At 62.6% G+C, this 15,101-nt stretch carries 13 protein-coding genes; 8 read left to right on the plus strand and 5 right to left on the minus strand.

Translation table 11 applies throughout. The features are described from left to right. The first annotated feature begins 1 nt into the window (after nt 1). The 7 genes from P5205_16930 to P5205_16960 all read left to right on the plus strand — a co-directional run bounded on the left by P5205_16930 (nt 2) and on the right by P5205_16960 (nt 7,447). Nucleotides 2–1,516 (plus strand): pitrilysin family protein, encoded by a 1,515-nt coding sequence (locus tag P5205_16930; GenBank protein HSA12048.1) that lies wholly within the window; start codon nt 2–4, stop codon nt 1,514–1,516. Nucleotides 1,517–1,588: 72 nt separating this feature from the next. Continuing rightward, the gene (locus P5205_16935; GenBank protein HSA12049.1) at nt 1,589–2,845 is read left to right on the plus strand and encodes a phosphoglycerate kinase; all 1,257 of its coding nucleotides are present in this window, start codon (nt 1,589–1,591) and stop codon (nt 2,843–2,845) included. 52 nt (nt 2,846–2,897) lie between these two features. Continuing rightward, nucleotides 2,898–3,662, plus strand: a complete 765-nt coding sequence (gene tpiA / locus P5205_16940) for a triose-phosphate isomerase (GenBank protein ID HSA12050.1) — start codon at nt 2,898–2,900, stop codon at nt 3,660–3,662. 9 nt (nt 3,663–3,671) lie between these two features. After that, nucleotides 3,672–4,127 carry a preprotein translocase subunit SecG gene (gene secG, locus P5205_16945; GenBank protein ID HSA12051.1) on the plus strand — a complete coding sequence of 152 codons (456 nt, stop codon included), beginning with the start codon at nt 3,672–3,674 and terminating at the stop codon, nt 4,125–4,127. A 153-nt stretch (nt 4,128–4,280) separates the two neighbouring features. Continuing rightward, a complete protein-coding gene (locus P5205_16950; GenBank protein ID HSA12052.1) occupies nt 4,281–5,564 on the plus strand; it encodes a Gfo/Idh/MocA family oxidoreductase in 1,284 nt (427 codons plus the stop codon). Nucleotides 5,565–5,666: 102 nt separating this feature from the next. Continuing rightward, entirely contained in the window at nt 5,667–6,722 is a 1,056-nt protein-coding gene (locus tag P5205_16955) for a DUF1080 domain-containing protein (protein HSA12053.1), read from the plus strand. A 179-nt stretch (nt 6,723–6,901) separates the two neighbouring features. Next, nucleotides 6,902–7,447 carry an HAD-IIIA family hydrolase gene (locus P5205_16960; GenBank protein ID HSA12054.1) on the plus strand — a complete coding sequence of 182 codons (546 nt, stop codon included), beginning with the start codon at nt 6,902–6,904 and terminating at the stop codon, nt 7,445–7,447. A gap of 14 nt (nt 7,448–7,461) precedes the next feature. Here P5205_16960 and P5205_16965 read toward each other — a convergent pair whose 3' ends face one another. From P5205_16965 to P5205_16980, 4 genes are all read right to left on the minus strand, one after another. Beyond that, complete coding sequence (locus tag P5205_16965; GenBank protein ID HSA12055.1) at nt 7,462–8,370, minus strand: hypothetical protein; 909 nt, start codon at nt 8,368–8,370, stop codon at nt 7,462–7,464. Nucleotides 8,371–8,984: 614 nt separating this feature from the next. After that, nucleotides 8,985–10,004: a lipopolysaccharide heptosyltransferase II gene (gene waaF / locus P5205_16970; protein HSA12056.1), complete on the minus strand. Its 1,020-nt coding sequence runs from the start codon at nt 10,002–10,004 to the stop codon at nt 8,985–8,987. 69 nt (nt 10,005–10,073) lie between these two features. Then, nucleotides 10,074–10,796, minus strand: a complete 723-nt coding sequence (locus tag P5205_16975) for a metallophosphoesterase family protein (protein HSA12057.1) — start codon at nt 10,794–10,796, stop codon at nt 10,074–10,076. Between the two features lie 7 nt (nt 10,797–10,803). Beyond that, nucleotides 10,804–11,067 carry an acylphosphatase gene (locus tag P5205_16980; protein HSA12058.1) on the minus strand — a complete coding sequence of 88 codons (264 nt, stop codon included), beginning with the start codon at nt 11,065–11,067 and terminating at the stop codon, nt 10,804–10,806. 277 nt (nt 11,068–11,344) lie between these two features. Between P5205_16980 and P5205_16985 the strand changes: the two genes are divergently transcribed. Beyond that, nucleotides 11,345–14,566, plus strand: a complete 3,222-nt coding sequence (locus P5205_16985) for a choice-of-anchor Q domain-containing protein (protein HSA12059.1) — start codon at nt 11,345–11,347, stop codon at nt 14,564–14,566. Here the strand turns inward: P5205_16985 and P5205_16990 are convergent. Then, nucleotides 14,537–14,782 (minus strand): hypothetical protein, encoded by a 246-nt coding sequence (locus tag P5205_16990; protein HSA12060.1) that lies wholly within the window; start codon nt 14,780–14,782, stop codon nt 14,537–14,539. The two genes, P5205_16985 and P5205_16990, sit on opposite strands and share 30 nt — an antisense overlap. Nucleotides 14,783–15,101: the final 319 nt, after the last annotated feature.

A 15,101-nucleotide genomic window follows, 5' to 3' on the forward strand; every position in this document is an offset into this window, starting at 1 on the left:
CTTGCAGGCCTTCATTGGTGCGACCCTTCTCTTTCCCTGCCTCAGCTCTTCTCCGGTCCACGCTCAGTCCGCCATCCCCGACCGGCCGGAAAAGCTCGCCTATCCGCCGCTGGTCTATGAGCCGCCGACGCCAGAAGCCTTTCGCGCCCCGCTAAAAAGCGGCCCGATTGCGTATGTGGTGGCGGACCGCGAGTTGCCGTTGGTCAATATTGTCGTTTACGCCCACACCGGCTCGTACCTGGAGCCCGCCGGCAAAGAGGGCTTGGCCGATCTGACCGGCCACCTCCTGGCCCGCGGCGGCACGAAGTCAATGACCGCTGAAGCCCTGGAGGAGCGCCTGGCATTCTTGGCCGCGCAGCTCAGTTCGGGCATAGGCGAAAACGTGGGCAGCGTGAGCCTGAACCTGCTCGCAAAAGACCTGGATGAGGGCCTCGCCATCCTGCGCGAGGCCTTGAGCGCACCCCGGTTTCAGGACGACAAGATCGCCCTCCGCAAACAGCAAATGCTTCAGGGAATGCAGCAGCGGAATGACGAGTCGGCTGCCATCGAAAGACGCGAGCAGTCTTTCCTGGCGTTCGGTGAGAACTTCTGGGCGAATCGTTACCCGACGGCTGCCTCCGTGGACTCGATTACGCGCGCAGACCTGGAAAAGTTCCACCAGCAGTGGTTTCATCCTGCCAACCTTGTTGTGGCGGCGAGCGGCGATTTCGATCGCGAAGCACTGCTGCGGAAGCTCGAGGCAATGTTCGCCAATTGGCCATTCAAGGGCCAAACACCACCCCCCATTCCCACCAACACCACGTTCGCCACCAGCGGGGTATACCTCGTCGAGAAGGACGTCAACCAGGGGCGCGTAGCCATGATGCTTCCCGGCATCCTGCGTGACAACCCGGACTACTTCGCGGTAGGGGTCATGAACGACATCCTCGGGGGGGGTGGCTTCACTGCCCGCATCATGAACCGCGTTCGCTCCGACGAGGGCCTGGCCTACGACGCTCACTCGAGCTTCCAGGGCGGTGTCTACTATCCACTGCCATTTGCGGCGGGCTTCCAGTCCAAGTCGCGCACCGTCGCCTACGCCGCATCGCTGGTGCTCGACGAGATACGGAAAATGGCCGCCGCGCCGGTAACCGAGAGCGAACTGAACGTCTCGAAGCGCGGATTTGTTGAGCGGTTCCCCCGCATCTTCTCGACCAAATCGCAGACTGCCAACACCTTTGCGCAGGACGAATTCACCGGACGCTTTGCCCGGCAGCCGGACTACTGGAAGACCTATCGCTCGCGCATCGAAGCGGTCAACCAGGACGACGTGCTGCGCGTGGCGCAGAAGTACCTGAAGCTGGATAAGCTCGTTATTCTCGTTGTGGGCCAGAAAGACCAGATCATGCGCGGTTACCCGGATCACCCGGTGAAGTTAACCGATCTGGCCGGCGGCCGGCTGACCGAGCTGCCTTTGCGCGACCCGCTGACGATGAAACCCCTCGCCCACCCCACGAGCGCAGAATCTTCCCGGTAGATTACAATCTGGATTTGACTCATCCCGCCGCTGGGGTATGCTCTGCGCCCCAAATCCGGAAGACGAAGATTTATGGCAAAGCTGACTGTGACAGACCTGGATGTGCGCGGCAAACGCGTGTTTGTGCGCGTGGACTATAACGTGCCGCTGGAGGAAAAGGACGGCCAGATGGTAATCACGGATGAGACGCGCATCGTGGCAACCCTGCCGACACTCCGACTGCTCATCCAGAAGGGCGGCAAACTGATCCTCGCAGCCCACCTCGGCCGGCCCAAAGGCAAGCGCGAGCCCTCAATGTCCCTCCGCCCGGTGGCAGCGCGCCTGGCGGATTTGCTCGGCTGCAATGTGGCGTTCGCGGATGACTGCATCGGCCCGAAGGTCGAACAAACAGTGAGCATCATGAAGCCCGGCGACGTGCTGTTGCTGGAGAACGTCCGTTATTACAACGCGGAAGAAGCGAACGACCCGAACTTCAGCGAGCAGCTGGCGAAGGTGGCGGATGTGTATGTGAACGACGCATTCGGCGCGGCGCACCGCGCCCATGCCTCGACGGAGGGCGTCGCCCGCCTGGTCGCCAAGCGCGGGGGCCAGTGCGCCGCCGGCCTGCTGATGGAGCGCGAGCTCAAGTTCCTGGGCGAGGAGTTGGAGAAACCCGCCCGCCCGTTTGTCGTCATTCTCGGCGGAGCGAAAGTCTCGGACAAGATCGAGGTCATTGACCGGTTGTTGGAAAAGGCCGACGCGCTGCTGATTGGCGGGGCGATGGCCTACACGTTTCGATTGGCGCAAGGCTGCAAGACGGGCAAATCGCTGGTCGAGCCGGACAAGGCGGAAGTCGCCAAGTCGGCCCTGGCCAAGGCGAAGCAGCGCGGCGTTAAGTTCCTGCTGCCGATGGATGATGTCGTTGCAGTGCCGGTGAAGACCGATAAATTGGACAAGAAGGGCAAGCCCATCATTGATTACCAGAACTTGCGCGTCAACACGAACCTTAGTTGTCCGGATGACGCCGCCGGTTTGGACATAGGCCCGGCCACGGCAAAAGCCTACTCCGACGAGGTCGCCACTGCCAAGACCATCCTCTGGAACGGACCCATGGGCCTGTTCGAGGACAAACGCTTCGCAGAAGGCACGTTTGCCGTCGCCCGGGCCGTGGCAGACGTGACGCAAAAGGGCGGCGCCAAGAGCATCATCGGCGGCGGTGACAGCGTAAAAGCGCTAAATAAAGCCAAGCTGGGCGACAAAGTCACCTTCATGAGCACCGGTGGTGGCGCCAGCCTCGAATTCCTCGAGGGCAAGGCCCTGCCCGGTGTCGTCGCGCTGAGCGACAAGTGAATCGTCACTAAAGCGCAAAGCAGCACAAGGGCAGACCCTTTCAAGACAATCTATGAATAAAGAACGGAAGCTGATTATTGCCGGGAACTGGAAGATGAACAAGACGGTGGCCGAAGCGCTCGACCTGGTCCGCGGCCTCAAGATCGAGTTGGCCAACGTCAAAGAGGTGGACACCGTCGTGTGCCCGCCATTCACCGCGTTGAGCGAGGTGTCGAAAGCCATCCTCGATTCCAGTATCCGCCTCGGGGCACAAAACATGAGCGAGCACAACGTTGGCGCTTACACCGGGGAAGTCGCCGCCGTGATGCTCAAGGAGTTCTCGGTGCGTTACGTCATCCTCGGCCACTCGGAACGCCGACAATACCAGAAGGAATCGGACGCCCTCATTGCCCGAAAAGCCGCCGCCGTCCACGCGGCATCGCTCAAGCCGATTGTGTGCATCGGCGAGACCCTGGCCGAGCGGGAAGCCGGCCAGATGGAGAAAGTCCTGGAGACCCAGGTTCGCGGGAGCCTGGCAGGGCTGACCCGGGAACAGATGGAAGAAACCGTCGTTGCCTATGAGCCAGTCTGGGCCATTGGCACCGGCAAGACCGCAACGACCGCGCAGGCACAGCAGGCGCATGCTTTTGTCCGGGGATTGCTGGTCAAAATGTTCGACGAAACAGTTGCCCGCCGCGTCCGCATTCAATATGGTGGCAGTGTCAAGCCGTCCAACGCGCGCGAGCTGATGAGCCAGCCGGACGTGGATGGCGCCCTGGTGGGTGGCGCTTCATTGGAGGCGCGCAGCTTTGCGGATATAATTAAGAATTCAATTTAGAAAGAGAATATGGGTTTTCTGATAGGCCTGTTGACGGTTGTGATGGTGCTGGACTGCGTGGTGCTGATATTGCTCGTGCTGATTCAACTCCCGAAGAAAGACGCTGGCGTCGGCCTGGCCTTCGGCGGTGGCGCAACGGATGCTCTCTTCGGCGCGGGTTCAGGCAATGTGTTGACCAAGATCACCAAGTACGCCGCCGGGGCCTTCTTCATCCTGGCATTGGTGCTCTCGCTGCTCCAACGCGCTTATCAAACCCGGACCACAAGCGCGTTCCAGGAGGGGCTGATGAAAGCCAGCCCGACTTCGGTCACCCCCCCGACACCCGCGCAGCCGCCGGCAGCGGCTCCCAAGCCGGCTGCCGTCCCTGGCACCAACACCCTTACAATTGCCCCGCCGGCGGAGAACACGAATCTCCCCGTCCCCGCCCCGGCAAGTCCGCCGACTTCAGCGCCGCCCAAGCAGTAGCGATCCGGAGGGCCCACGTCGTTTGACCATCAGCCGCGCCTGGATGCGCGGAGTGGTCGCCTTTCCCGTAACGCGATGACGTCTAGCCTCCATGGCCAGCCGTTGAAGAATTCTATTGCCGGGTCCTCAAATGCAGCAAACAATTCCGCTGTTATGCATGACAAACTCACTCGGCGCCAATTCCTTAAGACAACCTCCGCTGCTGTCCTCACCACCCCGCTCCTGCTTCAGGCCGCTGGCCGTGCCTCCGGCCGGAAAGGACCCAACGATTGCATTACACTGGGTGTCATTGGCACGGGCACCCAAGGGCGCGGCCTGACGAACAATTTCCTGGCCATGCCCGACACGCAAGTTGTGGCCGTCTGCGACGTGGACACCACCCGCCGCGACCACCACCGCCGGATGGTAGACGAGTTCTACAGCATTAAGGGCAACAAGGACTTTCAGGGCTGCACCGGTTACAAGGACTTCCGCGACCTGCTCGCGCGCAAGGACATTGATGGGGTCGTGATTGCCGCGCCGGACCACTGGCACGCCGGCATGGCCATCGCTGCCTGCGAAGCCGGCAAGGATGTCTATTGCGAGAAACCGCTCTCCCTGACCATTCGTGAGGCCCGCGAGATGGTGAAGGCGGCCAGGAAATTCGGCCGTGTCTTCCAGACCGGCTCGATGCAGCGATCCTCAGGCGAGTTTCGCAAGGCCTGCGAATTGGTGCGCAATGGCCGCATCGGCAAGGTCAAACAGATCATCGTGGACGTCGGGTCGCCGTCGGTTCCGTGCGACCTGCCGGAGGAACCGATGGAGCCGGGCCTGAACTGGGACCTATGGCTTGGGCCCGCCGCGCTCCGCCCCTACAATTCCATCCTGAGTCCCCGCGGCGTGCACACGCACTTCCCGGACTGGCGAAATTACCGCGAATTCTCCGGCGGCATGATGACCGACTGGGGCGCGCACCACTTCGACATCGCCCAGTGGGGCCTTGGCATGGACGCGAGCGGACCCGTGGAGATCATCCCTCCCGAGGACCCCAAGGCAAACCGGGGCGTGCGCTACCTCTACGCTAACGGCGTCGAAATGATCCACGGCAATAGCGGCGGCGTGCTGTTTATCGGCACCGAGGGAAAAATCCTGGTCAACCGCGGCAAGTTCGAGGCCACGCCAGCTTCCCTCGCCGAGGAACCGCTCGGCGCCGGCGCCATTCGTCTCTACAACAGCTACAGCCACACCAAAGACTTCCTGGATTGCATGCGCAGCCGCAAGCGCCCGATCTGCGATGTGGAGATTGGCTGCCGCTCAGTCACCGTCTGCCACCTGGGCAACCTGGCCTACTGGAATCACCGGCGCTTGCGCTGGGACCCCGTCAAGGAACGGTTCATCGGCGACCGTGAAGCCAACCGGTGGCTGGACCGCCCCAAACGGGGGCCCTGGAAGGTGTGACCGGCCGGTCTTAGCCTCGGCAGATATTCCAATCCGGAGCAGATCAACGCCACCGGCACAATTGCTTGTCGCCCGGCGGAGTCTTGTTAGCCTTGCGGGGAAATGCGAATTCATCTCCTCTGGACGCTGCCGCTGCTGGCGCTGCCGGCGATAGCGGCGGAACGCAAGTTCGATTTTGGCGAAGTGCGCGAAGGCCAGATGCCGCCCGGGTTCCGCAGCACGGTAACCGGATTGGGAAAGCCAGGGAACTGGCAGGTGATCATGGACGAGGTGCCGCCGCTGTTGCCGCCCCTCACACCCGGAGCGCAGGTGATTGCCCGGAAGCCCGTGCTGGCGCAACTCGCTCAAGATCCGACGGATGAGCATTTCCCGCTGCTGATCAACGAGAGCGAAACTGTTGGGGACTTCACCCTGACCACGCGGTTCAAAACCGTCCGAGGTGTAGTCGAGCAGATGGCGGGCATCGCGTTCCGGGTCCAGAATGAGAGCAACTACTATGTCGTTCGCGCCAGTTCGCTGGGCAACAACCTCCGCTTCTACAAAGTAATGCGCGGCGAGCGCGGACCGGTGGTCGGACCCGAATTGCCAGTCCCCAACAACGTGTGGCATGAATTGACAGTCGAGTGCAAGGGCAACTCCATCCGCTGCATGCTCAACGGCAAGGAACAGATCACGGCCACCGACCGGGTCAACCCATTCGTGAGCGGCAAGATAGGATTCTGGACTAAGTCGGACTCCGTGAGTTACTTTGCCGACACCCGGCTGGTGTACACCCCGCATGAACCGCCCGCGCAGAAGCTGGTGCGCGACACGGTGAAGAAGTACTCGCGGCTGCTCGGCCTGCAGCTCTACGTAACAGGATTTGAACCGAAAACTACCCTCCTCGTGGCCAGCAAGGTTGCGACCGAGGTCGGCCAGGCCGGCGGCAAGGTCGAGCTGGACGTGATTGACCAGGGCACGCCCTACTACGGCAAAGAGAAGGACTACATCTCTGTGGTGCTCCCGTTGAGAGACCGGAATGGTGATCCGGTGGCGGCCGTGCGCATCAAACTGAAGCCGTCGGCCGGCCAGACGGAGCAACATGCCTTCGCCCGGGCGTTGCCGGTCCTCCGGGACATGCAAAAACGGGTGACCTCGCGCCTGGACCTGGTGGACTGATTCGCTGCCACCCTCAATACTGAGAATAACTGGCATCGCCATTCGAGCCAAGGCAGGGTTGGGGCCCGCCTGTCCCCAGTTTTGAGACGGTCAGGCTGCGAATGAGACAGTTATAGCGGGAGCATCACTTTTCTCGGTGGAGGGCCCGGATTGGGCGAGCTTTATGCTCTCACGCGGGCATGAAGCAGGGTATCTTTATTGAGCGCGACGGAGTATTAAACTGTGTTCGAGTGGAACGGCAGCAGCAGGTCAGCCCGCTGACGCTGGAGGAGTTCCGCGTCAACGAGGCAATCGCCCCGCTGCTGCGGAAACTCAAGAACGCCGGGTTGCTCCTCATCGCCACCACCAACCAGCCCGGCTTGTCGCGCGGATACCAATCGCGCCGCGAGCTGGACCGGATGCACGATGCGCTGCGCCGCGCCCTGCCGCTGGACGACATCCTGGTGTGTCCGCATGACGAGGTTGACCGTTGCCCGTGCCGCAAACCCAAGCCGGGGCTGCTGCTCGAAGCGGGCTTCAAGTATCACCTCGACATGGATCACGCTTTCGTCATCAGCGACAAGTGGCAGGATGCCGAAGCCGCCCGGCAGGCCGGCTGCACCTCGTTGCTGCTGCGATCGCCCTGGGTGGGCGATGGCCACCACGACTTCGTTCTGCCGACCCTCGAGGCGATTGTGGACAAAATCCTCGTCCTGCGCTCACCCGCCGGCGTGGTGACGGTATAACCTTCCGGAACCAGTCAGGGAGCCGGTGGAACCGCCTTGCCCGGTGAGGGCGATTCCGCGGGGGCATCCTCGACCGGGGCTGCCGAGGCAGCCGGAGGAATATCGCTCGGCGCGGGGCGGCGGATTCCACCAACGAGCAGAACCTTGCCCTCCCGGTCGGGCTCAAGCCGGGGCCTCATGCCCAAGTAATCGTAAGTCTGGCGCGTGATGACCTCACCCTGCGGATTGATGACCGTGTAGTTGAACGAGTGCGCCCCGTCCTGGTAGAGGAGATGAAGATTGCTGAACTTGTCCACCTGGGGAACAGGGCGGCCGAAGGAGACCATCGGCCCGATGGGAATCACGCGGAACGTCCTGGCCCCCGCGGCATCGGTCAGCCGCACGTAAAGCCGCAGCTGCGACTTGAGGAAGTTGGCCTGTTGCAGGATGAACTTGCGCACCTCCGGCACGGGGTCAGCGGAGCCTTCGACCGCGGGCACCCCGACCTCCTGCTCCCACAGCTTGGCGCCTTCGACAACGCCGAAGCGTCTCGGGTCGCTGGTGATGGAACGGTTCCACTGTTTGATCCGCACGGTCGCGCTGACCGTGTAGCGCCCGGAACGCGTCAGGGAAAAGTAAGGCGCCAGGTCCACGCGCTTGGTGGCCACTCTTGACGACCCCAGCACAAACTCCCCCACCACCGGCACCTCGCCCAGCTTGCGGACGATTTCAGCCTCCCCTCCCTGCACCGAGAAAGTCAGCCAATCCTCTTCGCCGCCCAGCCGCAAATCCTGGCCGGAACGGTTAGTGATGCGCACGGCGGTCGGCATTGCCTCCCCGGGCAGGAACTGGTCCTGCTCCTGCGTGACCTCGACCGTGACCTGCGCCGACACCGTCGTCAATCCGACCGCCAACAAACTCAGCCATGAACCCAATGCTCTCATTCGCCCACTCTAAGGCGCGCCGACCGGCAGGCAAGCCGCAAAAGCTGCTCTGCCGTGCCTCCTGGCACCGCCACCGGACCGCGAGCCGCTCTCGGCTCACGGCAACCACCAACCCGAAGCAGGAACCAGGTACTCTCTGCGCTCCCGGCTCCTTCACCAGCGGTGCACACCGAGGACAGCTCGCAGTCCGGCCAAAGGTGATGTCGGCAAGCGGAGCCACGCTCATCCGCCCGGCCAAACACCAGGCGATTTAGTTTGACTATACCCGGAATCGGCCCCCGGCCACCAAGGGAGTCTCACCGTATCCACGCCGTATCCTCACCGTATCCACACCGTGGATACAACCTTGACATCCCAGGAGATTATGGGCGTAACATGCTGCCATTGTAATACTTACGCTCAAAGTGGCACCGCAAATACCCCCGGAGCACCAAATCCACCGTAAGTGCCACAATAACAGCCACTTCCGAAAAATCAGCCAAAAACGGCGTTCCCTTGTCTCCCGGTGGCTATCAGGCCCAAACCGGTCACGCCCGCCAGCAGAGAATCGCTAGCGATTTAATTTGACTATGCGGCGAGGGGCCTGTCCCTGGGATGGATGCCAGGCCGCGCTCTCACGCTTGTCCCAGTCGCTTCTGCACTGCCTCGAAGACGGCGGCCGGCGGGATGGCGCGCAAGCACTCGAAGGGCTTCACATAGCGGCAGCGCTGTTTGAAGCAGGGAACGCAGGGGAGGTTCAACTGCAGCACATGATCGAGCTGGCGGTAGGGCCCGGTGCGGCGCGGCTCAGTGGGGCCGAACAACGCGACCACCGGTTTGCCCAGCGCGGCAGCGACATGCAACGGCCCGGTGTCGTTGCTGACCATCAGCTCAGCAAGCCGTATCCACTCGACCATTTCCGGCAGCGAAAGGCGCCCGGTCAAATCCAGGCAGCGCGCCGGAGCAGCCTGCGCGATTGCCTCGCCCAGCGGCCGCCCGTCCTCCCCGCCGAGCACTGCAAACTGAAACTCCGGGTTGGCCGGGGCCAGGAGCCGCACCAACTCGGTGAAAGACTCGACCGGCCAGCGCTTGGTTGGCCAGCGCGCCCCGGGCTGGAGGATGATCCACCGGCCTCTGGCGGCCGGCCACTTTCGCCGCACCGACTCGGCCACCGCCGGGCGCTCCGGCAGCGATGCGACCTCCCCGTCCACCGGCACGCCCAGGATTGGCAGCACGCGCAGGTACCAGTCCGCCGCATGAGTGAGGGCCGAGGGACGCCGCACAATGTGATCATAAAACCCGCGCGCGCCTTCGCGCGGCTCGTCCAGGCCAATTGACAGCCGCCCGTTGGCCAGCCAGGCGAACACCCCCGAGCGCAAAAGACTCTGCAAGTCAATCACCCAGTCAAAACACTGCCGCCGCAGCCAGCGCACACTGCGCCACATTTCGGCCCAGTGCCGCGGCGAGGCCCAGCGCTGGCGTTCAAAACGCACCACGCTCGCCAAATCCGGGTCTCCCTCCAACAGCGGCGCCAGGTTCGAATCAATCCACCAGTGGACTTCGCTGCCGGGCAGATGCCGCTTGATCAACCGCAGCACCGGCAAGGCGTGCACCACATCGCCGAGCGAGCTGGGCTTGAGAATCAGAATCTTCACCTGGCGCAAAACCCGGAGCGAGGCGGGGACACCTCCACCTTGGCGCGCGGGACGGCGCTGGCGGGAGCGCTACTTGCCGTAGGCCAGACGCTCGGCCAGGCGCGGCGGCAGGCCCGCATCCAGGATCTTCCTCTGGGCGCTCGCGATGTCATATTCCAACCGCCGCAGCTCGATGGTCCCCTCGTCCGCGTCATAGACCACGTAAGCGGCCTTGGGATTATTATCTCGCGGCTGCCCGATGGCGCCGACGTTCACAAAATACTTCTTCCCGGCCTCCACCTTGAACTTGGAGTACGTGCCGCCCCGCACCACGTGGTCGCGGATGAACGCCACCGGCACATGCGTGTGGCCAAAGAAACAAATGCTCGTGTTCTGGTAGGTGAAACTGGTCGCCGCGGCCAGCTTGTCAAAGACATAGCCCCAGCGCTGCGGGGCATCGAGCGTGGCGTGCACAATCGTGAAATTGGTGACCATGCGGACATACTTCAAGTCCCGCAGCCACTGCCGGTCGTCCGCCGTCAATTGCTTGCGCGTCCAGTTCACCGCCTCCGCCGCCGCCGGGTTGAATCCATCCAGCGGCCCGTCAGTCGAGCAATACTCGTCGTGGTTGCCCTTCACGACCGGGATATTCATCTTGCGGACGATCGCGAGGCACTCCCGCGGGTTGGCGTTATAGCCGACCACATCGCCCAGGCAGGCGTAATGCGTGCACTTCTGCTGCTTGATATCCTCCAATACAACCGTGAACGCCTCGAGGTTGGCGTGGATGTCCGCTATGATTGCAAACTTCATTTGACTTCTATCTAACTATTTCAAACCCGCGAAACTCGTTCCCGGCTTCGTGCCACGAAACCTCTTCCTGTCGGATAAAATGATCCATGCCCGACTCCCGTATCGCCTGCCGAAACGTTTCCAATTCGTCTTTGGCGCCTTCGGCGACCAGTTCCACCCTGCCGTTTGGCAGGTTGCGCACGGAGCCGGTCACATCGTACCCGGCCGCCACCGACTTAACGGTGTAACGAAACCCGACCCCCTGCACCTGGCCCGAGTAAAGAATATGCATTCGCCTGCGATTCACGGCAATGACCGGCGCCAATGTGCCACATGGGGGCCGCTTCCGGGAGCAAATTCTCCTGGCTTCCCGCTTCGACTCCACAGATAAAGCCACAATCCTCACCCCCAATGCAATCCTTTTTGTGGCCCATACGCGCTGGAGCGATTACCGAGCCGTGGCTTTCTCTCTTTCCGTGGCCGCAAGCATTTGTTACAAGGGGTCCCGGTGAGTCTGCCACTGGTTTGGATGCCGGCATGCGGAGACAGCCTTTCAACCCTCGGAGACCATGAAACGAAACGCCTTCTTACTGGCAGCGGGCAGCCTCGTATGCGCGGCGCTCGCGGCGTCGGCCACGACCCGCTATGTGAATCTTAAGAACCCCGCGCCGGCTCCGCCCTATACGAGCTGGTCCGGCGCCGCCACCAACATCCAGCACGCCATAGACCAGGCGGTGGCGGGAGATGAAATTCTCGTCACCAACGGTGTCTATGCCACGGGCGGCCGGACCGTGTTCGGCACGATGACCAATCGCGTGGCCATCAACAAAGCCGTGACGGTGCGCAGTGTCAACGGCCCGCTGCTGACAATCATCGAAGGCCGCGTGGTGGCGGGGACCACGAACGGGGATGGGGCGATTCGGTGCGTGTATGTGGGGCCCAACGCGGTGCTGAGCGGGTTTACCTTGACCAACGGCCACACGCGAGCCGATGGGGACTATTACCAGGAACAGAGCGGTGGCGGAGCATGGTGTGAGACGTCCGGGGTGGTCACCAACTGCACCTTGAGCGGCAACTCGGCCTACTACTCTGGCGGCGGGGCGTATTCTGGCATCCTCAAAAACTGCAACTTGAATGGCAACTCGGCCGACTATGGCGGCGGGGCGTCCGGTGGCACCCTAAACAATTGCGCCTTGAGCGGCAATTCGGCTTCCGAAGACGGCGGCGGGGCGAGTAATGCCACCTTGAACAATTGCACCTTGAGCGGCAACTCGTCCTACTACGGCGGTGGAGCATATGATGCCACCCTGAACAACTGCGCCTTGAGCGGCAACTCGGCCCGCTCCGATGGCGGCGGGGCAGCTTATGGCACCTTGAACAACTGCACCCTGAGCGGCAACTCGGCCTGCCACTCTGGCGGCGGGGCGTATTACGGCACCCTGAACAACTGCATTGTCTATTACAATTGGGCTCGCGAGAGCCCAGACCATTACGACTGCACTTTCAACTATTCCTGCACCACACCGCTGCCAGAGGGTGAGGGCAATATGGATGCGGAGCCGCTGCTGGCCTCTGCAATTCATCTTTCGGCTCAGTCTCCCTGCATTGGAGCTGGCAGCAGCGACTACACTCAGGGGGTGGACATTGACGGGGAGAGTTGGCTGGAACAGCCTTGCATGGGAGCCGACCAGTTTGTGGGGGGCCAGGCCACCGGAGGATTGACCATGAAGATAACCGCTGCCTGCACCAACGTCACCACGGGTTTGGCGGTGGCGTTTGCGGGGGAAATCAGCGGCCATGCGACCGCCAGCGCATGGGATTTCGGGGATGGGGTGGCGGTGAGCAACCGGCCCTACGCCAGCCATGCCTGGGCGCTGCCCGGGCTGTATCAGGTTCGGTGCACCGGCTACAACGACAGTAGCCCCGGCGGGGTGAGCGCGAGCGTATGGGTGCGGGTGGGGGCGCGGGAGGTGTATTACGTGAATGGTGCGAACGCCGCGCCGGCGCATCCGTATACGAACTGGCTCGGTGCCGCGACCAACATTCAGTCGGCGATAGACGCCGGGAAGCAGATGGGGCGGTTGGTGCTGGTGGCCGACGGAGTCTATGCAGACGGGGGCCGGGCGGTTCACGGACAGATGACCAACCGGGTGGTGGTGCCGGAGTGGGTGGAAGTCCGCAGCGTCAACGGCCCGCTGCTGACAGTGATCGAAGGGCGCGCGGTGGCGGGGACGACGAATGGGGATGGGGCGATTCGGTGCGTGTATGTGGGGCGCAACGCGGTGCTGAGCGGGTTTACCTTGACCAACGGCCACACGCGGACGGCTGGGGACGATGACAGCGAGCGAAGCGGAGGCGCAGCATGGTGTGAGTGGTCGGCTGTGGTCAGCAACTGCACCTTGAGCGGCAACTCGGCCTATTACTATGGAGGCGGGGCGTGTCATGGCACCCTAAACACCTGCACCCTGAGCACCAACTCGGCACAGAGTGGCGGCGGGACGTTTGGTGGCACCCTGAACCACTGCACCTTGAGCGGCAACTCGGCCGCCACTGGCGGCGGGGCCAGTTCAGGTATCTTGAACAACTGCATCTTGAGCGGCAACTTGGCCTCCGACTATGGTGGCGGAGCGTCCTGGGTGACTCTGAACAACTGCACCTTGACTGGCAACTCGGCCTACGAATCTGGCGGCGGGACGCTTTCCAGCATCCTGAGCAACTGCACCTTGATCGGCAACTCGGCCTACAAATCTGGCGGCGGGGCGACTGATAGCACCCTGAACAACTGCGCCTTGATCGGCAACTCGGCCTCCGCCTATGGCGGCGGGGCGTCTTATGGCACCCTGAACAACTGCACCTTGAGCGGCAACTCGGCCACATATGGTGGCGGGGCGTATCGAGGCATCCTGGACAACTGCATTGTGCATTACAACTCGGCTCCCGAGAGCCCAAACCACTACGACTGCACTTTCAACTATTCGTGCACGACGCCGCTGCCCATGGGCACGGGCAATTTCACCGATGAGCCCCGGTTTGTGAACACCAATGAATGGAGCAATCTGCGTCTCCAAACCAACTCCCCCTGCATCAACGCGGGCAGTAACGACTACGCACCCGGCCTGACCGATTTGGACGGCCGGCCACGCATCATCGGCACCAGCGTGGACGTCGGCGCCTATGAGTTTCAAGGCCCCGGCATGAACGAATTCACCGCCTGGCTCGGGCAACATGGCCTGCCCACTGACGGTTCCTGCGACTACGCGGACAGCGACACTGACGGCCACAACAACTGGCAGGAGTGGCGGTGCCAGACCGACCCCACCAACGCGCTCTCGGCGTTGCGCCTGTTGTCCGCGTCGCCTGCCGGGGCCGACGTGACGGTGACTTGGGAAAGCGTGGCCGGAGTGGGCTATTACCTGTTGCGCAGCACCAACCTGTCGGCGCAACCGCCGTTCGCGTTGGTGGCGACTAACCTGGCGGGCCAGGCCGGCGCCACCAGTTACACGGACACGAATGCGGCGAGCCTGGCCCCGCTCTACTACCGGATCGGAACGGGGAACTACATTGCCCCCGCGCCTGCGGCGCCGAAGCTGGAGTTACGGTTCGACGCCGCATCCGGAATGCTGGAACTGAGCTGGGCGGCGACGGGCTTCCGCCTGCAAGCGCAGACCAACCACCCGGGAGTTGGGCTGACCGCAAAGTGGTACGACTATCCGGGCGGGACGAACAGCCCGGTGACGGTGCCGGCTAACCCGGCAGCCGGGTCAATCTTCTACCGCCTGGCATGGCCGTAGCAAACCCGGCCCAGCCGAGCAGGAGCGCCCGCCGCCGGCGTTGAGTAAACGACCGTCCTTCTTGAGATAGGTGTCCGCCGCGTGCGGCCAGTTGCCCAGGTGATGCGAGTTCCAGCCTGTGTGGACTTCAAATCCGCCACCTTCGCGAATCGCCAGCAACTTCTCCTCCACGGTCACAGGTTGGACCCCATCGCCCGCTTTCTCCGTGCTCGTCATGCATCTTTACTATTCAGGCCGGAACGCCTTTGGAAAGTGCCCGCTCGGACAGACTCCGGGCAAGGAGGTTGATAGCGGCCGTCGCTGAGCCGCCTCACCAATTCCGTGGAGTGGTAAAGTTGCTGACGGCCACGGCCGGAACCGAGCGCGTCCGAATCAGACCAGCTCCGGACAGTGTTATCAGTGCGGTTGGTTGGCGCTCCTGTCCGTCGTGCGCATTCACGCCTTGAAGCACCGGGCGGACCTGTTAGGTTTGCCGCCATTGGACAATGCCATCCGGATTGTCCAGGCTGCGTCTAGCGTTGCATCTAAAACCGAG

It is taken from the genome of Candidatus Paceibacterota bacterium (assembly GCA_035452965.1).
Classification (GTDB): domain Bacteria; phylum Verrucomicrobiota; class Verrucomicrobiia; order Limisphaerales; family UBA8199; genus UBA8199.

Coding starts and splice junctions, on each gene's coding strand:
- P5205_16935 (HSA12049.1), top strand. CDS start 1,589: ATGGCAAAGCTGACTGTGACAGACCTGGATGTGCGCGGCAAACGCGTG.
- tpiA (HSA12050.1), top strand. CDS start 2,898: ATGAATAAAGAACGGAAGCTGATTATTGCCGGGAACTGGAAGATGAAC.
- secG (HSA12051.1), top strand. CDS start 3,672: ATGGGTTTTCTGATAGGCCTGTTGACGGTTGTGATGGTGCTGGACTGC.
- P5205_16950 (HSA12052.1), top strand. CDS start 4,281: ATGCATGACAAACTCACTCGGCGCCAATTCCTTAAGACAACCTCCGCT.
- P5205_16955 (HSA12053.1), top strand. CDS start 5,667: ATGCGAATTCATCTCCTCTGGACGCTGCCGCTGCTGGCGCTGCCGGCG.
- P5205_16960 (HSA12054.1), top strand. CDS start 6,902: ATGAAGCAGGGTATCTTTATTGAGCGCGACGGAGTATTAAACTGTGTT.
- P5205_16965 (HSA12055.1), bottom strand. CDS start 8,370: ATGAGAGCATTGGGTTCATGGCTGAGTTTGTTGGCGGTCGGATTGACG.
- P5205_16975 (HSA12057.1), bottom strand. CDS start 10,796: ATGAAGTTTGCAATCATAGCGGACATCCACGCCAACCTCGAGGCGTTC.
- P5205_16980 (HSA12058.1), bottom strand. CDS start 11,067: ATGCATATTCTTTACTCGGGCCAGGTGCAGGGGGTCGGGTTTCGTTAC.
- P5205_16985 (HSA12059.1), top strand. CDS start 11,345: ATGAAACGAAACGCCTTCTTACTGGCAGCGGGCAGCCTCGTATGCGCG.
- P5205_16990 (HSA12060.1), bottom strand. CDS start 14,782: ATGACGAGCACGGAGAAAGCGGGCGATGGGGTCCAACCTGTGACCGTG.